The 23,945-nt window shown below is 63.7% G+C and carries 22 protein-coding genes; 17 read left to right on the forward strand and 5 right to left on the reverse strand.

Annotation, left to right across the window (positions count from 1 at the left end; translation table 11 throughout):
• Positions 1–16: 16 nt before the first annotated feature.
• From treZ to ACSSVG_RS17100, 3 genes are all read left to right on the forward strand, one after another.
• Positions 17–1,789: a malto-oligosyltrehalose trehalohydrolase gene (gene treZ, locus ACSSVG_RS17090; protein ID WP_253469270.1), complete on the forward strand. Its 1,773-nt coding sequence runs from the start codon at positions 17–19 to the stop codon at positions 1,787–1,789.
• An 82-nt stretch (positions 1,790–1,871) separates the two neighbouring features.
• The gene (gene mgrA, locus ACSSVG_RS17095; RefSeq protein ID WP_492415715.1) at positions 1,872–2,909 is read left to right on the forward strand and encodes an L-glyceraldehyde 3-phosphate reductase; all 1,038 of its coding nucleotides are present in this window, start codon (positions 1,872–1,874) and stop codon (positions 2,907–2,909) included.
• A 171-nt stretch (positions 2,910–3,080) separates the two neighbouring features.
• A complete protein-coding gene (locus ACSSVG_RS17100) occupies positions 3,081–4,166 on the forward strand; it encodes an inositol-3-phosphate synthase (protein WP_492415716.1) in 1,086 nt (361 codons plus the stop codon).
• Positions 4,167–4,322: 156 nt separating this feature from the next.
• Here the strand turns inward: ACSSVG_RS17100 and ACSSVG_RS17105 are convergent, their stop codons facing one another.
• Positions 4,323–6,008, reverse strand: coding sequence for a formate--tetrahydrofolate ligase (locus ACSSVG_RS17105; RefSeq protein ID WP_492415717.1), 1,686 nt, complete (start codon positions 6,006–6,008; stop codon positions 4,323–4,325).
• Between the two features lie 104 nt (positions 6,009–6,112).
• Complete coding sequence (gene mshA, locus ACSSVG_RS17110) at positions 6,113–7,357, reverse strand: D-inositol-3-phosphate glycosyltransferase (protein ID WP_231339523.1); 1,245 nt, start codon at positions 7,355–7,357, stop codon at positions 6,113–6,115.
• A gap of 116 nt (positions 7,358–7,473) precedes the next feature.
• Between mshA and ACSSVG_RS17115 the strand changes: the two genes are divergently transcribed.
• Positions 7,474–7,992, forward strand: coding sequence for a GNAT family N-acetyltransferase (locus ACSSVG_RS17115; RefSeq protein WP_492415718.1), 519 nt, complete (start codon positions 7,474–7,476; stop codon positions 7,990–7,992).
• On the opposite strand, the gene ACSSVG_RS17120 is transcribed toward ACSSVG_RS17115, so the two are convergent.
• On the reverse strand, positions 7,973–9,370 hold the full coding sequence (locus ACSSVG_RS17120; RefSeq protein ID WP_492415719.1) for a 6-phospho-beta-glucosidase: 1,398 nt from the start codon (positions 9,368–9,370) through the stop codon (positions 7,973–7,975). The two genes, ACSSVG_RS17115 and ACSSVG_RS17120, sit on opposite strands and share 20 nt — an antisense overlap.
• A gap of 64 nt (positions 9,371–9,434) precedes the next feature.
• Here ACSSVG_RS17120 and ACSSVG_RS17125 point away from each other — a divergent pair, with 64 nt between their 5' ends.
• Genes ACSSVG_RS17125 through tsaD form a run of 6 tightly spaced genes read left to right on the forward strand, consistent with a single transcriptional unit; the run spans position 9,435 to position 14,765 of the window.
• The gene (locus ACSSVG_RS17125; RefSeq protein ID WP_231339526.1) at positions 9,435–10,529 is read left to right on the forward strand and encodes a carbohydrate kinase family protein; all 1,095 of its coding nucleotides are present in this window, start codon (positions 9,435–9,437) and stop codon (positions 10,527–10,529) included.
• A 56-nt stretch (positions 10,530–10,585) separates the two neighbouring features.
• On the forward strand, positions 10,586–11,839 hold the full coding sequence (gene alr, locus ACSSVG_RS17130; RefSeq protein ID WP_231339527.1) for an alanine racemase: 1,254 nt from the start codon (positions 10,586–10,588) through the stop codon (positions 11,837–11,839).
• Positions 11,836–12,402, forward strand: coding sequence for a tRNA (adenosine(37)-N6)-threonylcarbamoyltransferase complex ATPase subunit type 1 TsaE (tsaE, locus tag ACSSVG_RS17135; RefSeq protein ID WP_492415720.1), 567 nt, complete (start codon positions 11,836–11,838; stop codon positions 12,400–12,402). The genes alr and tsaE overlap by 4 nt, the downstream gene beginning before the upstream one ends.
• Positions 12,402–13,073, forward strand: a complete 672-nt coding sequence (gene tsaB / locus ACSSVG_RS17140) for a tRNA (adenosine(37)-N6)-threonylcarbamoyltransferase complex dimerization subunit type 1 TsaB (protein ID WP_253468663.1) — start codon at positions 12,402–12,404, stop codon at positions 13,071–13,073. Before tsaE ends, tsaB begins: the two co-directional genes overlap by 1 nt.
• A 13-nt stretch (positions 13,074–13,086) precedes the next feature.
• Positions 13,087–13,584, forward strand: coding sequence for a ribosomal protein S18-alanine N-acetyltransferase (gene rimI / locus ACSSVG_RS17145; protein WP_231339530.1), 498 nt, complete (start codon positions 13,087–13,089; stop codon positions 13,582–13,584).
• Positions 13,581–14,765: a tRNA (adenosine(37)-N6)-threonylcarbamoyltransferase complex transferase subunit TsaD gene (tsaD, locus tag ACSSVG_RS17150; protein ID WP_231339531.1), complete on the forward strand. Its 1,185-nt coding sequence runs from the start codon at positions 13,581–13,583 to the stop codon at positions 14,763–14,765. Before rimI ends, tsaD begins: the two co-directional genes overlap by 4 nt.
• Here tsaD and ACSSVG_RS17155 read toward each other — a convergent pair.
• Positions 14,762–15,913: a glutamate--cysteine ligase gene (locus tag ACSSVG_RS17155; RefSeq protein WP_231339532.1), complete on the reverse strand. Its 1,152-nt coding sequence runs from the start codon at positions 15,911–15,913 to the stop codon at positions 14,762–14,764. The two genes, tsaD and ACSSVG_RS17155, sit on opposite strands and share 4 nt — an antisense overlap.
• A 165-nt stretch (positions 15,914–16,078) precedes the next feature.
• On the opposite strand from ACSSVG_RS17155, the gene ACSSVG_RS17160 reads away from it, so the two are divergent.
• From ACSSVG_RS17160 to ACSSVG_RS17170, 3 genes are read left to right on the forward strand one after another with little or no spacing between them, the layout of a single operon-like run.
• A complete protein-coding gene (locus tag ACSSVG_RS17160; RefSeq protein WP_231339533.1) occupies positions 16,079–17,230 on the forward strand; it encodes a GTP-binding protein in 1,152 nt (383 codons plus the stop codon).
• Positions 17,231–17,280: 50 nt separating this feature from the next.
• A complete protein-coding gene (ykgO, locus tag ACSSVG_RS17165) occupies positions 17,281–17,403 on the forward strand; it encodes a type B 50S ribosomal protein L36 (RefSeq protein ID WP_011775528.1) in 123 nt (40 codons plus the stop codon).
• Positions 17,404–17,437: 34 nt separating this feature from the next.
• Entirely contained in the window at positions 17,438–18,250 is an 813-nt protein-coding gene (locus ACSSVG_RS17170; protein ID WP_492415721.1) for a shikimate 5-dehydrogenase, read from the forward strand.
• A gap of 6 nt (positions 18,251–18,256) precedes the next feature.
• Here the strand turns inward: ACSSVG_RS17170 and ACSSVG_RS17175 are convergent, their stop codons facing one another.
• Positions 18,257–19,486, reverse strand: coding sequence for a THUMP-like domain-containing protein (locus tag ACSSVG_RS17175; protein WP_231339535.1), 1,230 nt, complete (start codon positions 19,484–19,486; stop codon positions 18,257–18,259).
• Positions 19,487–19,553: 67 nt separating this feature from the next.
• On the opposite strand from ACSSVG_RS17175, the gene ACSSVG_RS17180 reads away from it, so the two are divergent.
• The 4 genes from ACSSVG_RS17180 (at position 19,554) to ACSSVG_RS17195 (ending at position 23,898) form a co-directional block, all read left to right on the forward strand.
• Positions 19,554–19,916 (forward strand): hypothetical protein, encoded by a 363-nt coding sequence (locus tag ACSSVG_RS17180; RefSeq protein WP_231339536.1) that lies wholly within the window; start codon positions 19,554–19,556, stop codon positions 19,914–19,916.
• A 192-nt stretch (positions 19,917–20,108) separates the two neighbouring features.
• Positions 20,109–20,405, forward strand: a complete 297-nt coding sequence (gene groES, locus ACSSVG_RS17185) for a co-chaperone GroES (protein ID WP_011775524.1) — start codon at positions 20,109–20,111, stop codon at positions 20,403–20,405.
• 84 nt (positions 20,406–20,489) lie between these two features.
• On the forward strand, positions 20,490–22,103 hold the full coding sequence (gene groL, locus ACSSVG_RS17190) for a chaperonin GroEL (RefSeq protein ID WP_231339537.1): 1,614 nt from the start codon (positions 20,490–20,492) through the stop codon (positions 22,101–22,103).
• A gap of 160 nt (positions 22,104–22,263) precedes the next feature.
• Positions 22,264–23,898, forward strand: a complete 1,635-nt coding sequence (locus ACSSVG_RS17195) for a response regulator transcription factor (protein ID WP_231339538.1) — start codon at positions 22,264–22,266, stop codon at positions 23,896–23,898.
• Positions 23,899–23,945: the final 47 nt, after the last annotated feature.

Genomic DNA, 23,945 nt, shown 5'->3' on the forward strand with positions numbered 1-23,945 from the left:
TGTACAGGGGAGCATGATGCTGGAGCACGCCGCTGGAAAGAACCGTTACGACGTCTGGGCGCCGAATGCTGATTCGGTCCGGCTGCTTGCCGGCGGGCATGAGTACGCCATGGAACATCATCACGACGGCGCCGCCACTGGGTGGTGGCGGGCGCCGGCTGATGCGGTGGCCCAGTCAGGTGACAATGTGCCGTACGGGTACGTCGTGGACGGCGAGGGACCGTTCCCGGATCCGCGTTCGCGGAGGCAGCCTGAGGGTGTGCACGGGTTGTCCGTCACCTTTGATCCCTCCGCCCATGAATGGCAGGACTCCGGTTGGCAAGGGCGGACCCTCCAGGGTTCGGTCATCTACGAGCTCCACCTCGGTACGTTCACCCCGGAGGGGACCTTGGATGCTGCCGCGGAGAAACTGGACTACCTGGTGGACCTTGGCGTGGATTTCATCGAGTTGCTGCCGGTCAACGGTTTCAACGGTGTGCACAACTGGGGCTACGACGGCGTCCTTTGGTATGCAGTCCACGAGCCCTACGGTGGACCGGCGGCCTACCAGCGGTTTGTCGATGCTGCCCATGCTGCCGGCTTGGGTGTCATCCAGGATGTCGTTTACAACCACCTTGGGCCAAGTGGAAACTATCTTCCCAAGTTCGGGCCGTACCTGAAATCGGGGGAAGGGAATACCTGGGGGGACTCCGTAAACCTGGATGGCCCGGGCTCGGACGACGTTCGGCGCTACATCCTGGAAAACGCGGCGATGTGGCTCCGGGACTACCACGTGGACGGACTCCGCCTCGATGCCGTCCATGCCCTGCGCGACGAACGGGCAGTGCACATCCTGGAAGACTTTGGAGCCTTGGGCGATCAGATCGAGGCCGAGACAGGAATTCCCAAGACCCTGATCGCGGAGTCGGATCTGAACAATCCGCGGCTTATCTATCCCCGCAAGGACAACGGCTACGGACTCGAAGGCCAGTGGAGTGACGACTTCCACCACGCCGTGCACGTCAACCTCAGCGGGGAAACCACCGGCTACTACGCGGACTTCGATTCGTTGGCCGTCCTGGCGAAGGTTCTGGAACACGGATTCCTCCACGACGGAAGCTACTCCAGCTTCCGCGGCCGGCACCACGGCAGGCCCATTCGGCGGGATCTGGCCCACCCGTCGGCGCTGGTGGTCTGCCTTCAGAACCACGACCAAATCGGCAACCGCGCCATCGGAGATCGACTCACCGCCTCGCTGGGCTACGGGAAGTTGGCAGTTGGCGCCGTGCTGACTATGACATCCCCCTTCACGCCCATGCTGTTCATGGGTGAGGAGTTCGGTGCGTCCACGCCGTGGCAGTTCTTCACCTCCCACCCGGAGCCCGAGCTCGGCAAAGCTACGGCCGAGGGAAGGATCAAGGAATTCGAACGCATGGGATGGGATCCTGCGGTTGTTCCTGATCCCCAGGACCCGCAAACCTTCCTGCGGTCCAAACTCACGTGGGAAGAAGCCAGCGAAGGGGACCATGCGCGCCTGCTTCAGCTGTACAAGGATTTAGCACAGCTGCGCCGGAACACTCCGGAGTTGGTGGAGGGCGGCTTCGGCAGCACGGTGGTGGAGTATGACGACGACGAACAATGGCTGCAGATGTCCCGCGGCACCGTCCGTGTGGTGTGCAACTTTGGCGACGAAGCACTCGGAACACCCCTGAGCGGCTCCATCCTGCTGGCCACTGACCGTGAAGCAGCCCTGGACGAAGGAACTCTGACGCTTCCCGGGGCCAGCGCCGCCGTCGTTCGTCTCCACTAAACCCGACCCACGCCGAGGGTGACGGCGCCCACATGGCGGACAGCGCCGTCGCCCCGGTTTGTGCAGTGGCAGGATGGTACGTATGACTTATTCGGCTGCGGAAAACCGCTACGAAACCATGCCCTACCGCCGCGTCGGACGCAGCGGACTCAAGCTGCCGGCCATCTCGCTGGGCCTCTGGCACAACTTTGGCGATGACAAGCGGTTCGATGAACAGCGTGCCATCCTGCGCCGGGCGTTTGACCTGGGCGTTACCCACTTCGATCTCGCCAACAACTACGGCCCGCCGGACGGATCAGCCGAAACGAACTTCGGCCGCCACCTGAAGGACGACTTCAAGCCGTACCGTGACGAACTGGTGATCTCCACAAAAGCCGGCTACTACATGTGGCCCGGCCCGTACGGCGAGTGGGGATCCCGGAAGAACCTGATCTCCAGCCTCGACCAGTCCTTGGAGCGCATGGGCCTGGACTATGTGGACATTTTCTACAGCCACCGCCCGGACCCGGAGACGCCGCTTGAAGAGACCATGGGCGCGCTGGACTACGCCGTCCGCTCCGGCAAGGCCCTGTATGCCGGCATCTCCTCCTACACGCCGGAACAGACACTGGAGGCTGCCCGGATCCTGAAAGAACTCGGCACCCCACTGCTCATCCACCAACCCAGTTACTCGATGCTGAACCGGTGGACCGAGGACGGCTCGCCCAACCTGTACGAGGCACTGGACCAGGTGGGCGCCGGTTCGATCGCCTTCTCCCCGCTCGCCCAAGGCATGCTCACCAACCGCTACCTCAACGGGGTGCCGGCGGACTCCCGTGCTGCCAAGGAGCGGTTCCTGTCGGAATCCCAGCTGACCGAGGACAAGCTGGACCGTGTGCGGGGACTGAACGCGATCGCGGAGGGCCGGGGCCAGACCCTGGCCCAGATGGCCATTGCCTGGATCCTGCGCGACCAACCGAAGGGCTCGCCGGTGACGTCCGCACTGGTCGGTGCGTCCAGCGTGGCCCAGCTGGAGGACACCCTCAGCGCGATCAACAACCTGGCGTTTACAACCGATGAGCTCACTGCCATTGACGAGTTCGCAGTGGAATCTGACATCAACCGGTGGGCGCAGAAGTAGCCTCCGGAGTTACGGGATAAAACAGCAGGGGCCTGCCGGGAACAAAGCAGGCCCCTGCTGTGTTGGTTACAATGCAAGAGTGCGCCGAATGGCGCCGTGCCAATCAGTCGTGCCCTGGACTCAGTCAGGGCTGCGCCTGGCGCATGAGGTTATTTTCTCAAAAGGAGTTCCGTGTCTTCACATCCGATTCGTGTTGCCATTGTCGGTGTAGGTAACTGCGCCGCATCGCTGGTCCAAGGTGTTCAGTACTATCGCGACGCTGACCCCAAGGCCACGATCCCGGGTCTGATGCACGTGGAGTTCGGCCAGTACCACGTCAACGACGTACAGTTCGTTGCTGCCTTCGACGTTGACGGCAAGAAGGTTGGCCTGGACCTGGCAGATGCCATCGGCGCCAGCGAAAACAACACCATCAAGATCGCCGACGTTCCCGCAACGGGCGTTACAGTCCAGCGTGGCCACACGCTGGATGGCCTTGGCAAGTACTACCGCGAGACCATCGTTGAGGCACCGGAAGAAGCTGTCGACATCGTCGCAGCGCTCCGCGAAGCCAAGGCCGATGTCATGGTCTGCTACCTGCCTGTCGGTTCGGACAAGGCTGCCAAGTTCTACGCGCAGTGCGCCATTGATGCCGGCGTGGCTTTCGTCAACGCCCTGCCTGTCTTCATTGCCGGTACCAAGGAATGGGCTGACAAGTTCACCGAAGCCGGTGTCCCGATCGTGGGCGACGACATCAAGAGCCAGATCGGTGCCACCATCACGCACCGTGTCATGGCCAAGCTGTTCGAAGACCGCGGTGTCACGCTTGACCGCACGTACCAGCTTAATGTTGGCGGCAACATGGACTTCAAGAACATGCTTGAGCGCGACCGGCTTGAGTCCAAGAAGATCTCCAAGACCCAGGCCGTCACCTCCAACGTCGAGGCTGAACTGCACGCCGACGACGTCCACATCGGCCCGTCGGACTACGTTGCCTGGCTCGATGACCGTAAGTGGGCTTTCGTCCGCCTTGAAGGCCGCAACTTCGGTGACGCCCCGGTGTCACTTGAGTACAAGCTCGAGGTGTGGGACTCCCCGAACTCCGCCGGCGTCATCATCGACGCCATCCGCGCCGCCAAGATCGGCCTGGACCGCGGTATCGGCGGCCCGCTGCTCTCCGCTTCCAGCTACTTCATGAAGTCGCCGCCGGAGCAGTTCAACGACGACCTCGCCCGCGACAAGGTTGAGGCCTTCATCCGCGGTGACATCGAGCGCTAAACCCCTGTTACATCAAACGCCCCCGTATCCGATACGGGGGCGTTTGTCGTTTCCCGACGCTCCCTCACGTCCTCTCGCCTGTCGGCGCATCCTCTCTCACTTTCTTCAAGAGAGTGAGAGAGGAACGGGTGGAATGGCTTGAAAGGTGAGAGAGCGTCAGAAGAGTCCGGTGGGCTGTCCTTCAGCGTCCACGTCCATGCGCATCGCCGCCGGTTCCTTTGGCAGGCCTGGCATCGTCATGACGGCCCCGGTCAACGCGACAATGAACCCTGCCCCGGTCTTGGGGATCAGTTCGCGGACATGGACCCTGAATCCCTTGGGTGCGCCGAGCCTGGAGGCATCGTCCGTAAACGAATACTGTGTCTTGGCCATGCAGACGGGGAGACTGGACCACCCGTTCTTGTCGATCTCGGCGAGGCGTTTCAAGGCCGGAACCGAGAATTCGACGCCCTCGGCACCGTAGATCTCCTGCACAATCGTTCGGATCTTGTCCTCGATGCTGAGTTCCAGGGGGTAGAGGTGATGGAAGGTGGACGGTGAGTCCAGGGCCGCTGCGACCTTGGAGGCCAACTCGTCACCGCCGTCGCCCCCACCTCCGTGGCCCCAAACATCAGCGACGGCGGCCTCCACGCCTTCCGCGGCGCACCAAGCCAGGAGCCACTGAAGTTCCTCGGGGGTGTCGGTGCCGAACTTATTGATGGCGACAACAGGGGTGATGCCGAACTTGGCGACGTTCCCGACGTGCCTCTTCAGGTTCTCCACCCCCGCGGCCACGGCCTCGACGTTGGGTTGGCTGAGTTGGTCCTTGGGAACCCCGCCCTGCATCTTGAGGGCACGGATGGTTGCTACGACCACGACGGCGGATGGCGTCACCTCGGCGATGCGCGCCTTGATGTCCATATACTTTTCGGCACCGAGGTCGGCTCCGAACCCGGCCTCGGTGACCACGATGTCGGCCAGTTGCATTGCGGTGGTGGTGGCGATCAAGGAATTGCAGCCGTGGGCAATATTGGCGAACGGTCCACCATGCACCAACGCCGGCGTTCCGGCGATGGTCTGGACGAGGTTGGGTTTGATGGCGTCCTTCAAGAGCATGGTCAGGGCACCCTCGACACCAAGGTCAGCCACAGTGACCGGCACACGGTCATAGGTGTACCCGAAAGTGATCCGTCCAAGACGTGCCCGAAGGTCGTAGAGGTCCGTGGCGAGACAGAAGACTGCCATGATCTCGGAAGCGACCGTGATGTCGAAGCCGTCCTGCCGGGGTACTCCCTGCATGGGCCCACCGAGCCCGATGACGACTTCGCGCAGTGAGCGGTCGTTCATGTCCAGCACGCGTTTGAAGGTCATGCGGCGAGGATCGATTCCAAGTTCGTTTCCTTGGAAGATGTGGTTGTCCACCAGCGCCATGAGCGCGTTGTTCGCAGATGTGATGGCGTGGAAGTCGCCGGTGAAATGCAGGTTGATGTCGTCCATGGGCAACACCTGGGAGTAGCCGCCACCCGTGGCGCCGCCCTTCATTCCCAGGATGGGACCCAGGGAGGGCTCGCGCAGAGCGATCATCACCTTGTGTCCTGCACGGGCCAGGGAGTCCGCAAGTCCCACTGTGGTGGTGGATTTGCCTTCACCGGCAGGAGTGGGCGACATGGCCGATACGAGCACCACCTTGCCGTTCGGTTTCCCGGCCGGGAGGACCAGTTTGGCCGGATTGATTTTGGCCTTGTATGGCCCGTACAGCTCCAGGGCATCCACGTTGATGCCCGAGCGTTCGGCGATGTCCTCGATGGGCAGCATGGTGGCGTTGTGGGCAATTTCAAGATCAGTCATGACCTTTTCAGACATCGTTGTCCTTCGGCTGAGTGTCCCTGCAGCGTGGATGGTGCTGCAGGCTTTCATACGCTGTGCGCGACAATCTACCAGCCCAGGAGCGGGATCCGGGCGAAGACTCAGCGCCGCGGGACCAGCAAGCCTCCTACAGCTTCGCGGTAGCTCTCCAAAGTGATGGCTGCCGTCCGTTGCCATCCGAAGGACTCGGCGTGGGTGGCGGCCAGCCGGCCCATGTCTTCCCGCGTCTGGGCATCGTCATACAGGTCTTCGAGGGCGTCTGCCCAGTCGGAGGGGTCGTGACCGTCCACCAGCATTCCGGTCCTTCCGTCCGAGATGGCGCGGGACAGGCCGCCTACATTTGTAGCCACCACGGGTGTGCCGCACGCCTGTGCTTCCAAGGCGACCAAACCGAAGGATTCGCTGAACGAGGGCATCACCACGACGTCTGCCGAACGGAACCAACTGGCCAGTTCAGGAGCCACCACCGGCGGGCGGTGCGTGACGACGTCGGCAAGCCCGGCGTCTTCGATGATGTGCTGGAGGTTGAAGTCCTTGGCCCCGCTGAGTGATCCCAGGATGGTCATCTCAAGATCGATGTCCGGCCGGCGCTTGCGCAGGATACCGGCCGCCTTGACGAACACCTGGGGGCCCTTGAGTCGTTGGATGCGACCGGCGAAGAGGATATGGAAACTGTCCGGCCTGACATCCCGCAAGGAACGCGATTTCCGCCGGAAGGACGGCGTGAATACTTTGAGGTCCACCCCGGGCGGCGCGACATCGATCCTGTCAAGGTCGGCACCGTAGTGCGAAACCAGTTCTTCAGCTTCGGCGGGAGTGTTGGCCACCAGCCGGGCAGCACCATCGACGATCCGTTGTTCGCCTTCTTCGCGGCGGCGCGGCTCAGGACGCTCCCCGGATTCGAGGACGAGGTTCTTGACCTTGGCCATGGTGTGCATGGTGTGCACCAGTGGAACACCCCACAGCTCGGACAACTCAAGCCCGGCCACCCCGGAAACCCAGTAGTGCGAATGGATGGCATCGTAGCGGCCGTGCAGCTGGCTGCCGCGGATCCTGTCGATTTCCTCCACCATCTGATGCAGGAGCGCCGGCAGTTCTTCCTTGGGCAGTTTCCGGCGCGGTCCGGCCATGACGTTGTGGACGCAGACGCCGGGCCCGGGATGCTCGACGGCGGGTTGGCCCGCCTTGGTGGAACGGGTGAAGATCTCCACCTCCACACCGGACTCCGCCAGCGCCATCGCCAATGCCCGAACGTAGACATTCATCCCGCCGGCATCCCCGGCCCCGGGCTGCTCCATGGGGGAGGTATGCAACGACAGGAACGCCACCCGACGGATCAACGGCACCGCATTCCTCCTGACATTCACAGCAAACAGCAAAACCATGTTTGCCCTGCAGAAAACACTACTCCTGCCCTCCAACTGCATTTGGGGACAACCCCGCAGTGTCCAAGGCTGCTAGCGTGGCCGCTGTGAGCCAAGAACAGACTTTCGACATCCGCACAGCAACCCGTATGGACTGGCCCGGTATCTGGTCCATCCTTGAACCGGTAATCCGCGACGGCGAAACCTTCACCTGGGACCGCGACACCACTGAGGAAGTCGCCCGCAGCAAATGGATCAAAGATGCTCCGGGTCAGACATTCGTGGCTGTCCACAAGGACACGGGCGAGGTACTGGGCACGGGGGAGTTCCACGCCAACCAAGCAGGTGGAGGGAGCCACGTAGCCAACGCCGGGTACATGGTAGGGGCCAACAACTCGGGCCAGGGAATCGCCCGGGCTTTGTGCGCCTACTCCCTCAGCGAGGCCAAAGCCGCCGGGTTCTACGCGATGCAGTACAACGCGGTGGTGGAGAGCAACGTCCGCGCGGTGTGGTTATGGCAGTCCATGGGCTTCCGGATCCTCGCCACCGTGCCTGAGGCATTTGACCACCCGGAGATTGGTTACGTCGGCCTGCACGTCATGTACCGGAAGCTGTAGGGCCCCACAACTGCGCCAGTTCCGGAAAAGCCGCCTCATAGCCTGCAAGGAGCTGGTCACCCAACTCCGCCGAGCCAATCAGCGGGTGCGCCGCGAATGCGCCAATGGCGGCGTTGCGCTCGCCGGAAGCGACTGCGCGGATCGTCAGCCGCTCCACCTCCTTGACGTGCTGCATCAGGGTGAGGAACTGCCCGCCCGGCCGTTCCTGCGCAAGCGGCAACGCGCCGTCGGGAGTCACTTCGCACGGAACCTCGACGACGGCGTCCCCCGGCAGTCCGGGTACGGCCACTTCCGTCGGGGCCCTGCCGCCTGCAGTCGACACCGGAGCGTTGGGCACATTCAAGATCAGCTGGGCAGCCCCGCCGCCTGAGAGTGCACGCATGACGGACAACGCCACGCGTTCGTAACCGCCTCCGGCCAGGTCTTCCTCGTCCCGTTGCTCTCCATGCGTCCGTGCCTCGGCCAAGTAGCCTTCTTCGCGGGACCGTCGGGCGGCGTCCCACAGCTCAAACGGGTGGGCGGCATGGACCAATGCCGGGTAGAGGGAACTCTGCTGCTGGTGAATTGACGCCCCACGGGTTTGAGGTTGCCGGCGGATGGCAGCCGTTGCGTGCGCCGTTTGGTAGTAGTAGTAAAGGTATTCGTTGGGCAGGCAGCCCAGCTGCAGCAGGGTGTGCTGCCCAAATAACCTGCCCTCCTCCATGGACTCCAGCGCCGCATGGTCAGACAACAGTCCCGGCAACAGATCCCGGCCGCCCGGTGCCAAACGGTAGAGCCAACCGAGGTGGTTCAGCCCGAAGTAGCCCACGCCGTCGAGAGTTCCTTCTTTCAACGGCGCGCCAACAGCCCGGGCCGCCCGCTGGACCAGGCCTCCGGCCGAATCGCAGATGCCGATGACCTTGCGGCCCAAAACAGGTACCAGCGCCTCCGTCACCATGCCGGCGGGATTGGTGAAATTGATGAGCCACGCATCGGGGCAGTGACGCCGCATCGCCTCGGCGAGTTCAAGCATGCGGGGAATGGTTCGTAGCGCATAGGCGATCCCGCCGGCGCCCGTGGTTTCCTGGCCCAGCAGGCCGAGCTCAAGTGCCACGCGTTCGTCGGCGATCCTCCCGGCAGTGCCGCCTGGGCGCATGGCGGCAAAAACCATGTCTGTCCCGGTGAGGGCCGCCCCAAGGTCAGTGGAGACCACGATGGCGGGAGCGGAACCATCAGTGGCGGGCATGTCCCGGACAACTGCTTCGATGGCTGAGAGCCGCGAGGCGTCCACGTCGTAGAGCACCAGTTCGTCCACCAGCCCGGCGAAGGGACCCGCGCCTAAAGCCCGGTAGACAAGGGGAACCCGGAAGCCGCCGCCACCGGCGATCATGAGCCGCATGGTCCGAGTCTATGCAGCGCCGCAAGTCTATGCAGCCCTGCAGGTGCAGCGTAGTCTGCGGTGCATGGACGCTATGCCCCAGCGACGTTTTGACCCCCTTGCTGCCGTGCGCCCTGATGGGGACAACCACTGCGATCTTCTCCTGACGGGAACAGTTTTCCAGGACATCATCTTCACGGGACTCCCTCACGCGCCCGAACCCGGCACGGAGGTCTGGAGCGAGGGCATGGGAAGTTGCCCTGGCGGCGTGGCCAACCAAGCCATCGCTGCTGCCCGGTTGGGCCTGCGGACCAACCTCGCCGCGACCTTCGGAGACGATGGCTACGGGGACTACAACTGGCAGATCCTCGAAACCCAGGAGCACGTTGATCTCTCGTTGTCGCGGACGGTTCCGGGCTGGCACTCGCCGGTCACTGTTTCCATGTGCGTCAACCAGGACAGATCCATGGTCACCCACGGTCATCCCGCTCCTATCAGTTCCTCCGAGCTGATAGGGCAGCCGCCCAAGGCGCTCGCCGCCGTCGCTGACCTGGGCGAGGAGTTGGAGCCGTGGATGCTGGCAGCTAAGGAGTCCGGTACCAAACTGTTCGGCGTGGTGGGGTGGGACCCCACCGGGGAGTGGTCCGAGCGCCGGCTTGACTTGCTGGAGAACTTCCACGCTTTCCTGCCCAACGCGCCCGAAGCCATGGCCTTCACTGGTAAGGCGGACCCCTGGGCTGCACTCTATTCCTTGGCTGACCGCGTTCCCGTAGCCGTCGTGACGCTCGGGCCACAGGGGGCCGTGGCCGTGGACTCCGAGACCGGCGAGGAAGAATGGGTGCCTTCCCTGCCTGTATCCGCCTACGACCCCACTGGTGCGGGCGACTGCTTCGGGGCAGCGTTCATTGTGGGGAGCCTGGCGGGATGGAGGCTGGGGGACCGGCTCCGGTTCGCCAACCTGTGCGCCTCGCTTGCAGTCCAGGAAGTGGGTGGCTCCCTGGCTGCGCCCGGGTGGGGCGACATCGCCGACTGGTGGCAACGGGCGAACGCGAGAAAGGAACGCCAGTCCAGCCAGTGGCTGCGGCGCTTCGCGTTCCTGGAACCGATCGTGAAGGACATCCCTGCGGAGGCCCAACGACGCGCCCGGGCAACGATCGCGCATTTGTCGGATGCACAGTAGCGGAGCGCCGGCGCCGCAGTTAACCCGAATTCACCGGCACTACTAGAATCTCTAGGGTGACTTACGAAGCAGCTGCAGAAATCGGTATCGGGTCGAAAGCCTCCATAGCAAAGTCGGCGGTGCTGGAACGCTCCGCCGTGATTGACCTTGAAGCCGTGCGGCACAATGTTCGACAGTTCGTCGCCATCGCATCGCCCGCCGCGGTCATGGCGGTGGTGAAGGCGGACGCCTATGGCCACGGAGCCGTCCAGGTGGCCCGGGCAGCCCTCGACGCCGGAGCCGCCTGGCTCGGCGTCGCGCACATTTCGGAGGCACTTGCCTTGCGCGCAGCCGGCGTGGATGCCCCCTTGCTTGCTTGGTTGCACACCCGTGAAAGCAACTTCCAAGCGGCGGTGGCCGCCGGAATCGACGTCGGAATTTCAGGCTGGGAGCTGGATGCCGTGGTCGCGGCAGCCCGCGAACAGGAACGGCCCGCGCGGGTCCACCTGAAGGTGGATACAGGCCTGGGCCGTAACGGTTGCACCATTGCGGACCTGGACCAGCTGTTGGGCCAGGCTATGGAATACCAGGACCAGGGCCTGTTGCGGGTGGTTGGTATTTTCTCGCACCTCGCTGTTGCCGATGAACCCCACCGCCCGGAAACCGATGAGCAGCTCGCAATCTTCCGCGAGGCAATCGCCATGGCTGAGGACGCCGGCGTGGACACGGAAGTCCGCCACATTGCCAACACGCCCGCCGCCTTGTCCCGCCCGGACTCACACTTCGACCTTGTCCGCGTCGGACTCGGCATCTACGGCCTCTCACCATTCGAAGGCGCCACGTCCGCCGAGCTTGGCCTGCATCCGGCAATGACTGTCCGAACACTTCTGTCCAACTGCAAGAAGGTGCCGCAGGGGCAGGGCGTCTCCTACGGTCTGAACTACCGCACCAGTGAGGAGAGCACACTCGGCCTGGTTCCACTGGGATATGCCGACGGCGTTCCCCGTATCGCAACTGGCGGGCCGGTCCGCGTTAACGGCGTCAATTACCCGGTGGTGGGCCGGATCGCGATGGACCAAATGGTCATCGACCTCGGACCACTGACGACTGAAGCGGCGGCTGCCTTCAAGGGCGCTGAAGCCGTCATGCTCGGCAACGGTGCCGACGGCGGCCCCACCGCAGACGATTGGGCGGCAGCCGCGGGAACCAACAACTACGAAATCGTCACCCGGATCAGTCCCCGCGTACCACGCAGCTATATCAACGAGATGCCCGGCCAGCCGGAAGCCCACACGGCTGCACGCCAGGCACCGGAAGCGGCGGCGCTGTGAGCGATCCCCAATGGGAGCGCACGCTGAAGGTCACGACGGCGGAACAGACCCACGCGCTCGCAGCCGCTTTGGGTGAGGTGCTTGAAGCCGGGGACCTCCTGGTCCTGACCGGGGAGCTGGGTGCGGGCAAGACGACGTTCACCCAGGGGCTCGGCGAGGGTCTGGGAGTCCGTGCCGGCATCATTTCACCCACCTTTGTGTTGGTCCGTATCCACCCCAATCTTGCCGATGGTCCGCGGCCCGGCGGCCCGGACCTGGTTCATGTGGATGCGTACCGGCTGGAATCGGCGGCAGAGATCGACGACATCGATCTGGAGAACACGATGGACACTTCAGTCACCGTTGTGGAATGGGGCCGGGACCGCGTGGAGCATCTCTCGGAAAGCCGCCTTGAGATTGACCTGTACCGGGCAGTTGGCATGCCATCGCCAGAGGACGATGTCCTGGACTTCGATATCGATGACGACGACGAACCCCGCACCCTTGTTGTCCGGGGGTATGGTCCCCGCTGGGCCGAGGCTCCGCGACTTCTTGAAACCATGTCACCAGAGGAAGGCAACTGATGCTGATCCTGGCCATAGACACCTCCGCGGTGGCAAGCGCCGCCTTGATCTCGGACGATGCCATGGAAAGCGTGGTGGATTCCTTCGCTACAGAGGACACCCGCAGCCACGCTGAAGTCCTGGCCCCCGGCATCGAAAAGCTCCTGGCAGGAGCAGGCGTCACGGGCGCGGACATTGATGCGATCGTCACGGGGGTAGGGCCGGGCCCCTTCACGGGCCTGCGTTCCGGCATTGCAACGGCGCGAACGTTGGCCTTCGTGTGGAACAAGCCGCTGTACGGCCTGATGAGCCTGGACGCGATCGCCCTTGAGGTGGCCGGGTCCACCTCGGCCGCGCCTGAGTTCCTGGTGGCCACAGATGCCCGGCGCAAAGAGGTTTACTGGGCGCGATACACACTGGCCGACAGCCAACTTCCCGTGCTCGTGGACGGCCCGCATGTGGGCTTCGCCTCCGGACTTCCGGACCTGCCGGTATTCGGCGCCGGCGCAGGCTTGTACGCCGACGTCCTCAGGGCGGATGGCGACTTCGCCCGGACCCAGCCCGATGCAGCGTCGCTGGGCCAGTTCGCCTTGGCCAAGCTCACGGCCGGGCAGGCGTTGCTCGACTCCACACCCCTGTACTTGCGGGAATCGGATGCCCAGGTTCCCGGGCCCCGGAAGCGTGCTCTGTGATGGGACGGAACCTGTGAAACTCTCACCCAAGCTTGAGCTCGCCGGGGTATCCCTGCGGGACATGACGGAGGCCGACATCCCGGCGGTGGAGGCCTTGGAGCGTCGGCTGTTCCCCGTGGACGCCTGGCCACTGCAGATGTTCTTCGACGAATTGGCCCAGCCCGGGACCCGTCGCTATGTGGTGGCCGAGGTTGCGGGGGAGATCGTGGCCTACGCCGGGTTGATGTGCATCGAGCCGATCGCGGACGTCCAGACGATCGCCGTCGTGCCTGAATTCGAAGGCAGGGGAATCGGCTCCGCTGTCCTGACCGAATTGATCGATGAAGCGCGGCGCCGCCGTGCGGCGGACGTGCTGTTGGAAGTCCGCGCGGACAATCCCCGCGCGCAGCAACTGTACTTGCGCTTCGGGTTCGAGCAGATCCACGTCCGTCCCCGCTACTACCGCGACGGCACTGACGCCCTGATCATGCGGCTTGAATTGAACAAACCCCACGAAGGAGCCACAGCGTGAGCGGGCCTTATCCGGAACAGCCCCGACAGCCATTGGTGCTCGGTATCGAGTCTTCCTGCGACGAGACCGGCGTCGGCATCGTGCGGGGTACCACCCTGCTCACCAACACGGTGTCCTCATCCATGGACGAGCACGTGCGATTCGGCGGTGTCATCCCTGAGATCGCGTCGCGTGCGCACCTGGACGCTTTCGTTCCGACACTCCAGGAATCGCTCCACGAAGCGGGAGTGACCTTGGACGACATCGACGCCATTGCCGTCACTTCCGGTCCGGGCCTGGCCGGAGCCCTGATGGTGGGTGTTTGTGCTGCAAAGGCGTTGGCCGTGGCTACGGGCAAACCGTTGTACGCGATTAATCACTTGGTGGCGCATGTCGGTGTGGGGCTGCTGGACGGGCGTCGCAGGACTGACGGACAGCACGACGCCGGTGCTGCCGCCGGCCTGGGAGCCGGAAAGCTGCCCGGGAACCTCGGAGCACTGCTGGTATCAGGTGGGCATACCGAAATCCTGCGCATCAGGAGCATCACTGACGACGTTGAGCTGCTTGGCTCAACCATCGACGATGCCGCCGGTGAGGCCTATGACAAAGTTGCCCGCATCCTTGGCCTCGGTTACCCGGGTGGGCCCGCCATCGACAAACTGGCGCGTCAGGGCAATCCCAAATCCATCCGGTTCCCGCGCGGCCTTACCCAGCCCAAGTACATGGGGACCGCCGAGGACAAGGGCCCGCACCGCTACGACTGGTCGTTCAGCGGCTTGAAGACAGCTGTGGCCCGGTGCGTGGAACAGTTCGAGGCCCGTGGCGAGGAAGTGCCGGTGGCCGACATCGCAGCGGCTTTCCAGGAAGCCGTGGTTGACGTCATCAGTTCAAAGGCCGTCCTGGCCTGCAAGGAAAACGGCATCACCGACGTCCTCCTTGGCGGGGGAGTGGCAGCCAACTCGCGGCTCCGGGAACTGACCGGGCAGCGCTGTACTTCAGCTGGAATCACGCTGCATGTGCCGCCGCTGGACCTCTGTACGGACAACGGGGCCATGGTGGCGGCCCTCGGTGCCCAGCTGATCATGGCAGGCATCGGCCCGAGCGGTGTCTCTTTCGCGCCCGATTCCTCGATGCCGGTGACTACAGTGTCGGTGCCCGCCCAGGCTTTTCCTGCCCGGGAAGGCACCCAACCGGCGACTTAGGCGTCGGGACCCTTGCGCATTTGCTGGACGAGGTCCATGACCACTGCCTGCAGGTCTCCGTTGTGCTCAGCGGCAACCCGCCGCTGGCGCTGGTAGCTGGCTCCGCGTTCGACGATCTTCAAGACGTCGGCCAGTTCTTCGGAGCAGCCGAGCTTTGCTGCCACCGGACCCAGCCGCTCGACGGTTTCCGCAAGGTGCTCCGTGACAAGCTGCTCGTTGCCCTCGGCGTCGAGGATGATGATGGCTTCCAGGCCGTACCGTGCGGCACGCCACTTGTTCTCCTGCACATGCCACGGAGGCATGGTGGGGATGGTGCCGCCGGCGTCCAGGATGGAGGAGAACTCGTCCACCAGGCACTGGGTCAGCGCAGCAATGGCACCCACTTCTTCAAGCGTGGCAAGGCCATCGCAGATGCGCATCTCAATGGTGCCCAGGTTGGAAACGGGCCGGATGTCCCAGCGGATTTCGGACGTGGAGTCGATGACGCCAGTGGTGAACATGTCCTGGACGTAGGACTCGTATGCCTCCCACGTGTCGAACTGGAAGGGCAGCCCTGCAGTGGGTAGCTGCTGGAACATGAGGGCTCGCTGGGACGCGTAGCCGGTTTCTTCCCCGGCCCAGTAGGGGCTGGAGGCGGACAACGCCTGGAAATGGGGGAAGTAGTTGACCAGGCCGTCCAGAATGGGGAGCACTTTGTCGCGGCGGTCGATGCCCACGTGCACGTGAACGCCGTAGATCACCATTTGGCGGCCCCACCATTGGGTCCGCTCAATCAGTTTGGCGTAGCGCTCTTTGTCCGTCACGGGCTGGAGCAAGGGCGGGCTGAAGGGGTGGCTTCCAGCGCAAAACACTTCAACACCCATGGGGTCAGTGACTTCGCGGACAGCGGCGAGGGAGCGGCTGAGGTCTTCCTTGGCGTCCTTGACCGTTTCGCAGATCCCCGTGACGAGTTCAACGGTGTTGAGGAGCAGCTCGCGCTTGATGTGGGGGTGTTCGTCGTCCTCGTTGAGGTCGGGGTGGTTGGCGGAAACGCCTTTGAGGACATCGTTCGCGACGGATACCAGTTCCCCGGTGCGTGCATTGACGAGCGCCAACTCCCATTCCACACCCAGTGTCGATTGCCTGGATGGCGCAAAATCAATCTGCACGTAGTCCCCTCATTGTGTTCTCCCACCCGGGCGCGGTTCCCCGCTGCGGGGCCGCCAGCGGTCGGATCAAGTCTAATGCAGCCGGAACACCGGTGATATCGGCAGATTGGTGGGGCAAAGGAGCCGTCATTTGCTAATAATAATGATTCTCATTAGAATCGACGCATGCACCTCACAGTCGTCAGTTCCCTGGACAGCCAATGCCGTGAGGCCACCACTGAACGGCTCGGCCGGACCCACGCCAATTCCGTCGTGGTCCTCCATGACCTCCTGGATGGCTCGTTGGTCCTGCGGCGGGTCTACCGTGGCGGCCAGTTGTTTGAACGCGAAACCACAGTCCTGGAACATGGCTGCCTCAGTTGCACGGTCAGGTTGGATGTAGTCCCGACGGCGGAACGCCTCGCCGCGTGCGGTTTCGACCACGTGGTCCTCGGCTTGCCACCCGGAGTCGCGGCCGGAATGGCCGTAGCAGAGCTTCGCCGCGGCCTCAGCCGGCCCGCCGTCATAGACAACGCCGTGCTCGCCTTGGACCCCGTGGACCTGGACGACCACATCTGGGACCGTCACACCCTGTTCGAATCCGGGTTCACCTCCATGCCACAGGATGAGCGCACCAGCGGCGAATTCCTGATCGGGGAGTTTGGGCAGGTGGACACCGTGATGGTTCGACCCGGCTTGGGCGCAGTATTGACCGGGGAACCGCGCGAGGGGTCGGCGGCATGGCTGCTGGGACTGGAACTTCTTGGCCAGTTGGCCCCCCATGCAAACGTGGTTGGTTCCGCAGGGGACTTCCGGCCGGGATGCTTCGACGACGCCGAAGCAGCGGCCCGTAACCGGCCCGGCGTCGTACGTGTTCCCGTTAGCGAAACGTCAGGTTCCTTCCGGACGGTGCTCCACAAAGCAGGCCGTCCGTTGCATCCGGGGCGCTTCCGTGATGCGCTGCCCCAACTGGCCGTAGGCACCCATTGGATGCGTGGCCGCCTGTGGATTGCGTCTGCTCCCGCCACCCGCATCGCGGTCCAGGGAATCGGGCCGAGGGTCTGGCTCGAAAGTACGGGGAGGTGGCTGGCCGACTCGGCTGCTGCCGCACCTGGACAGGCCCACGCCGGAAAGCCGGGCGCCGACGTCGACGCTTTCCTGGACTGGCATCCGCATCATGGCGACCGCGGCACGGTCCTGGCCATCACCGGGCGCTGCGAGGACATCGACGCGGGGGAGATCCGCGGGCTCCTGGACGGCTGCCAACTCACCGAGGCGGAGATGGAACTGGGCTTCGAGGTCTGGGACGACCCCCTGGAGCTCAGCGACGCCCTCTAAGCCCATGCCAACCCAACACGCCAACCCACCCCAATAGAAGGAGAAACACCATGAAGGTCAGGAACTCGCTGCGAGCCCTCAAGAAGATTCCCGGGGCACAGATCGTCCGGCGTCGTGGACGCACATTCGTGATCAACAAGAACAACCCGCGGATGAAGGCGCGGCAAGGCTAAGCGGCAGGGTTAATGGGCGTTGTTTAATGGGGGAATGCCAATCCTGAACAAAGACATGTCCCTGTGCATTTCGCTCGCGGCCCGGCCGAGCAACATCGGTACCCGGTTCCACAACTATTTGTACGATCTGCTCGGCTTGAACTTTGTCTACAAGGCGTTCGCCCCGGCGGACATCACGCTCGCAGTGGCTGGCATCCGCGGCCTCCCGATTCGGGGCGCCGCGGTGTCCATGCCCTACAAGGAGGCCGTCATCCCCCTGGTTGACGTGATGGACCCATCGGCCAAGGCCATTGATTCGGTGAACACCATCGTGAACAATGACGGCGTGCTCACGGCCTACAACACGGACTACATCGCTATCGCAAGGCTTTTGAAGGACCACCAGGTTCCCCAGAGCCACACTGTTCTGCTACGCGGTGCCGGCGGCATGGCCAAAGCCATGGCCGCAGCCCTCCGTGACGCGGGATTCACCGCCGTCACCATCGTTGCCCGCAACGAAACCACTGGCCGTGCCCTTGCGGACCTGTACGGATTTGGGTGGCAGGACGACGTCAATGGTTCAACTGCGGACCTCATCATCAACGTCACACCGCTCGGAATGGCAGGTGAAGGTGAGACCGCACAGTCCTTCGACGACGCTGCGATTGCCGCTGCCCAGGCAGTGTTCGACGTCGTTGCGCTGCCCTCGGAGACTCCGCTCATCACTGCGGCCCGGAACGCCGGCAAGAAGGTGATCACCGGGGCCGAGGTCATCGCCATCCAGGCAGAAGAACAGTTCGTGTTGTACACAGGCGTGCGCCCCAGTGCTGCCCAGGTCCGCGAAGCTTCGGAGTTCTCGCGCCGCTGACCCGGGCTAGACCGAGACCGGCTCCACCACAACAGCCACTCTCTCCTCGCCGATCCTGGTGAGGACCAGGGTGGCTGTTTTCGCGTCCTTGCCCTTGGATGGCTTGGCGGGGAGCAACTGCTTCCGTAGCTCCTCCGGGGTCACTGCCGTGCCGCGCTTCTTGATGTCCAGCACGGTGATGCCATTGTTTTTCACCCAGGCTTTGAGGGCCTTGACGTTGTAGGGCATCACTTCGAGCACCTTGTAGGCGCGGGCAAATGGAGTGTCATGCAGTTCGGGTGCGCAGATGTAGGCGATGTGCTCATCCACCAGGTGCCCGCCGAGCCGCTCAGCGACGTCGGCCACCAGGCCTGCGCGGATCACCGCACCATCGGGCTCGTACAAGAAGCCTTCAACGGGCCCGACGGCGGCTACCGGACCGCCGTCGAAATCCTCGCCGCTGGTGATTTCGGCTGCGCCCTGGCTGCCAATGACCAGGGCGGCCCGACGCACGCCTGGGCGGGCCACTGCGTTGAACCACAAGGTGACTTCGGTGACGTCGCCGCCCACCGAGACCCACTGGGCTTCGCAGCCCGATGGCACGGAGTCGTGGGGGATGCCCGGACCCATTTTGACGCCGATGGCGCGGCCGGTGGCCGCCAGGCGCTCCACGAACGACAGCGGCGGGGAGAACGCCTCCGGGTCCCAGATCCGCTTTGTCCCCGATGTGGAGGTGGTGCGCCGGGCTGGATCCAGCCACACGCCGTCGATCCCGTCCAGTTCCACGGACGTGGCATCGGAGTGCACCACGGTGGCGTGTGGGAAAGGCATGAGGTTGATGGTGGCGCACGCAGCTGTGGTTTCATCCATTTCCACGGCCGTGACTGCAATGTCCATGGAGGCCATCGCCATCGAGTCGGCACCGAGCCCGCATCCAAGGTCTGCCACGTGGGTGATGCCGGCCTTGGCGAAACGTTCGGCGTGCCGGGCAGCGACGTTCAACCGGGTGGCCTGTTCCAAGCCGGCCTGGGTGAACAGCATCTGGCGCGCGAACTCGCCAAACTTGGCTTCCGCACGGGTCCTCAACCGTGATTGGGTCAGGACCGCCGCCACGAGTTCAGGGGAGTGGCCTGCCTTCCGGAGATCGGCGTTGACGCTGAATGCCTCGGACTCCCGGTAAGGCCCCAAGGAGGCAAGAAGTTCCCATCCTTCGGTGGTCAGCAAGGGTGCGATCTGTTCCTGCGGTGCGTGCGGCATGGGATCAAGCCTAACGGCGCGGCACTTGACAACGTGACTTGCGAATCAGCCAGATAGGGTTGTTTTCATGGACGACAACGCAGCCCCGCAACCCTCCACCATCACAAAGTTTGCCCGACCCGCCCTCATCGCGGGGGCCGTGATCGCGGTGGTTTGCATCGGCCTGCTGATCATTATCTTCGCGCTGGATTCGTTTAATGCGGCCACGTATTCGGTGGCCGGGAAAAGCGTCAACGACGCCACCGACGAGGCACGCGACATCCGCGAGCTCTACAGCGGCGCCCGGACCGGTGGCATTATCACCCTGGTGATTGCCGGCGTCGTCGCTGTTGCTTCTGCCGTGCTGCTGTACCTGAACCGCGGCAATGCACCGCTTGATGAGGACGATGACGGCGAAGACTACGATCTGGACGACCTCACCGGCCGTTGATGGACGTTCACCCATGACGAAATGCTGGCACTCACCTTGACCGAGTGCTAACCACTTACATAGAGTCTTGTTAGCACTCTCCCCCGGAGGGTGCTAATCACGCCAAGCGTCTTCCGGCACCGCGACGACGGTTGTACGCTCCGGCACCCTAGTTCTTAGTCCATGAATCAGCTCATGAAAAGGAGAGTCCGAGTGTCGGTCTCGATTAAGCCTCTTGAGGATCGTATTGTTGTTCGCCCGCTCGAAGCAGAGCAGACCACGGCTTCCGGCCTGGTAATTCCGGACTCCGCACAGGAGAAGCCGCAGGAAGGCGAAGTTGTTGCAATCGGCCCCGGCCGTTTCGATGACAACGGCAACCGCGTACCGGTTGACGTAGCTGTTGGCGACGTCGTCATCTACTCCAAGTACGGCGGAACCGAAGTCAAGACCGGCGGCAACGAGTACCTCGTTCTGTCCGCCCGCGACGTCCTTGCGATCGTCGTAAAGTAACTTCCCGGAGCCCCGCACCGCCGCCGAGTTGGAATCATTCCGACCGTCAGCGGTGCGGGTTTTCTGTCTTGAAAGGACACAACCATGGCAAAGCAGCTTGCTTTTAACGATGCTGCCCGCCGGTCTCTTGAGGCCGGTATCGACAAGCTCGCCAACACTGTCAAGGTGACGCTTGGCCCGCGCGGCCGCAACGTCGTGCTGGACAAGAAGTGGGGCGCTCCCACGATCACCAACGACGGCGTCACCATCGCCCGCGAAGTTGAGCTTGACGACCCCTACGAGAACCTTGGCGCCCAGCTGGCCAAGGAAGTAGCCACCAAGACCAACGATGTCGCCGGCGACGGCACCACCACAGCCACCGTGCTTGCCCAGGCCCTGGTCAAGGAAGGCCTGCGCAACGTTGCTGCCGGCGCCGCTCCGGGCGAGATCAAGCGCGGCATCGAGGTTTCCGTTGAAGCCATCGCCGCCCGCCTCCTGGAGAACGCCCGCGAAGTCGAAGGCACCCAGGTTGCCAGCGTTGCAGCCATCTCCGCGCAGAGCGACGAGGTCGGCGAGCTCCTCGCCGAAGCGTTCGGCAAGGTTGGCAAGGACGGTGTCATCACCATTGAAGAGTCCTCCACCACGCAGACCGAGCTGGTTCTGACCGAAGGCATGCAGTTCGACAAGGGCTACCTGTCCCCGTACTTCGTCACCGACGCAGAGCGCCAGGAAGCCGTCCTCGAAGACGCCCTCATCCTGATCAACCAGGGCAAAATCTCCTCGCTGCAGGACTTCCTGCCGCTTCTGGAGAAGGCCCTGCAGGCCAACAAGCCGCTCTTCATCATTGCTGAAGACATCGAAGGCGAAGCCCTTTCCACGCTGATCGTCAACCGCATCCGCGGCACGCTCAATGTTGTTGCCGTCAAGGCTCCGGGCTTCGGCGACCGCCGCAAGGCCATGCTCCAGGACATCGCCACGCTTACGGGCGCCCAGGTTGTTTCCCCGGACCTCGGCCTGACACTGGACACCGTTGGCCTCGAAGTACTCGGTACCGCGCGCCGCATCACGGTAACCAAGGACAACACCACCATCGTGGACGGAGCCGGTACGGCCCAGGACGTCGCCGACCGCGTAGCACAGCTGCGTGCTGAGCTCACCCGGACGGACTCCGACTGGGACAAGGAAAAGCTGCAGGAACGCCTGGCCAAGCTGGCCGGCGGCATCGGCGTGATCAAGGTAGGCGCAGCCACCGAGGTTGAGCTGAAGGAAAAGAAGCACCGCATCGAGGACGCTGTTTCCTCCACGCGCGCAGCCCTCGAAGAAGGCATCGTCTCCGGCGGCGGTTCCGCCCTCATCCACGCCCTCAAGGCACTGGACGAGTCCCCGGCCGTCAAGGCACTGGAAGGTGACGCAGCAGCAGCTGTGGGCATCGTCCGCCGCGCCCTGATCCAGCCGCTGCGTTGGATCGCCCAGAACGCCGGCTTCGACGGCTTCGTGGTTGTTGCCAAGGTTTCCGAGCTGGAAGCCAACCACGGTTTCAACGCCAAGTCCGGCGAGTACGAGGACCTGATCGCCGCTGGCGTGATCGACCCCGTCAAGGTCACACGTTCCGCTCTCCGCAACGCCGCTTCCATCGCTGCCTTGGTTCTCACCACCGAGACCCTGGTTGTCGAGAAGCCGGCTGAGGAAGAAGACGCACACGCAGGCCACAGCCACTAGCAGCCTGTCCAAGGAACCCCGGTCACGTTGGTGACCGGGGTTTTTTGTCGTCACCTGCGGCGCGGCGACGCTATTGTCGGCGTTCGACGGCGGCGGTAACCTGACGCTAAACGCTGCGGCTTGGGTACCAACCGGGCCGCCACCACCCGCAGGGTGAGCCATGACAGCTCCGGATACAGACTTGGACCTGGGACGCTCGGCATACTCCGAACGCCGCTGGAGTGATGCCCTTGATTGCCTTGTCCGCGCGGACGCCGAAGGCGGACTGCCTCCCCAGGACATTGAGCTGGTTGCTTCGGTGGCCATGCTGCTCGGACTGAACACGGAGAGTGTGCAGTATCTGACCCGGGCGCACGACGAATACCTGACCATGGGTGACGCGAACAGTGCAGCGCGATGCGCCGCTTGGTTGGTCATGTTCCTCATGGACATGGGCGAGCAGGCACTCGGACAAGGATGGTTGGCCCGCGCGAAGCATTTGCTTGAGGGCCTGGCCGGCCCCAGTTCCGCGGAAGGCTACCTCCTCATTCCTGCCGGACTGGGTTTGCTGAGGGCGGGCGACCCTGAAGCCGGGCACGGTGTGTTCGGCAGGGCATTGGAGATTGGCACCCTCCTCCATGACCGCGATCTCCAAGCGATGGGAATGCTCGGAGTGGGCACCTCACGGGTTTCACTTGGACGCATGGATGAGGGGCTGGAACTCCTTGACGAGGTCATGGTGTCGGTGACTTCCGGAGAAGTCTCTCCCATACCTGCGGGAATCATCTACTGCGCCGTTCTGGGAAGTTGCCGCCTGGCCCAGGACGTCCACAGGGCCCAGGAGTGGACGGCCGCACTGGAACGGTGGTGCGGCGAACGTCCGGACATGGTGATGTTCAGTGGCCAGTGCCAGGCAAACCGTGCAGAGTTGCTCATCCTCCATGGTGCCTGGGACGAAGCCCTGTCCGTTGCACGGGCGGCCGAGGGGCGGATCAGGAAGGGTGACCCGGATGCCACCTTCGGCAGCTGGTACCAGCAGGGCGAAGTTCTTCGTCTGACGGGGTGGTTGGACGACGCAGGTCGTGCCTATGCAAAGGCTGCAGAGACAGGCTTCGAACCCGTCCCGGGAATCGCGTACCTCCACCTGGTCCAGCACAAAACGGCACAGGCGAAAAACACCATGCGCCGGGCGTTGTCCGGCGCGGATCCGGCCAACCGTCGCCGGCTGCTCCCCGCCGTCGTGGACATCGAGCTTGCCGCAGGAGACGTGGCCGCCGCAAGGGCCGCCTCAGATGAGTTGTCTGCACCGTTGCACAGTGAAAGCCGGCCCTTGGAGTTGGCGTTTGCTTCCCTGGCCTCAGCCCATGTGCTGCTTGCCGAGGGCGATCCCGCGGGCTCGCTTCAAGCATCGAGGAGGGCTTGGCGGATTTGGTACAGCTTGGAAGCCCCCTATCAGGCTGCACGATGCCGGGTCCTTGCCGGCCGGGCGTGCGCAGCATTGGGCGATGTGGACTCCGCGGCCATGGAGTACGAGGCGGCCACAGCTGAATTCGCTGATCTGGGGGCAACCCCGGCAGCGGCCGAAGTCTTGGAACTTGCCGGTCACAAACCCAAGGACCCGTCCTCACTGACGGTGCGGGAAGTGGAAGTCCTGCGGCTCGTCGCCGGTGGCCTGGCGAACAAAGCGATTGCACGCGAGCTGTATCTCAGCGAGAAAACCGTGGCCCGGCACCTGAGCAATATCTTTTCCAAGCTCGCTGTGCCGTCCAGGGCGGCTGCCACCAGCTACGCCTTTGAGCACGGCCTGATTCGCTGAATTTCCCTCAGTTGGTGGGTAGGAATACCCATGCCCCGGCTCCTGGT

The sequence above is a fragment of the Paenarthrobacter sp. E2MeOHC11 genome (genome assembly GCF_058744955.1).

Coding starts and splice junctions, on each gene's coding strand:
- ACSSVG_RS17180 (WP_231339536.1), top strand. CDS start 19,554: ATGGACGACAACGCAGCCCCGCAACCCTCCACCATCACAAAGTTTGCC.
- groL (WP_231339537.1), top strand. CDS start 20,490: ATGGCAAAGCAGCTTGCTTTTAACGATGCTGCCCGCCGGTCTCTTGAG.
- ACSSVG_RS17175 (WP_231339535.1), bottom strand. CDS start 19,486: ATGCCGCACGCACCGCAGGAACAGATCGCACCCTTGCTGACCACCGAA.
- ACSSVG_RS17195 (WP_231339538.1), top strand. CDS start 22,264: ATGACAGCTCCGGATACAGACTTGGACCTGGGACGCTCGGCATACTCC.
- ykgO (WP_011775528.1), top strand. CDS start 17,281: ATGAAGGTCAGGAACTCGCTGCGAGCCCTCAAGAAGATTCCCGGGGCA.
- ACSSVG_RS17170 (WP_492415721.1), top strand. CDS start 17,438: ATGCCAATCCTGAACAAAGACATGTCCCTGTGCATTTCGCTCGCGGCC.
- ACSSVG_RS17120 (WP_492415719.1), bottom strand. CDS start 9,370: ATGCGGCTCATGATCGCCGGTGGCGGCGGCTTCCGGGTTCCCCTTGTC.
- ACSSVG_RS17105 (WP_492415717.1), bottom strand. CDS start 6,008: ATGTCTGAAAAGGTCATGACTGATCTTGAAATTGCCCACAACGCCACC.
- ACSSVG_RS17125 (WP_231339526.1), top strand. CDS start 9,435: ATGGACGCTATGCCCCAGCGACGTTTTGACCCCCTTGCTGCCGTGCGC.
- tsaB (WP_253468663.1), top strand. CDS start 12,402: ATGCTGATCCTGGCCATAGACACCTCCGCGGTGGCAAGCGCCGCCTTG.
- mgrA (WP_492415715.1), top strand. CDS start 1,872: ATGACTTATTCGGCTGCGGAAAACCGCTACGAAACCATGCCCTACCGC.
- treZ (WP_253469270.1), top strand. CDS start 17: ATGCTGGAGCACGCCGCTGGAAAGAACCGTTACGACGTCTGGGCGCCG.
- ACSSVG_RS17160 (WP_231339533.1), top strand. CDS start 16,079: ATGCACCTCACAGTCGTCAGTTCCCTGGACAGCCAATGCCGTGAGGCC.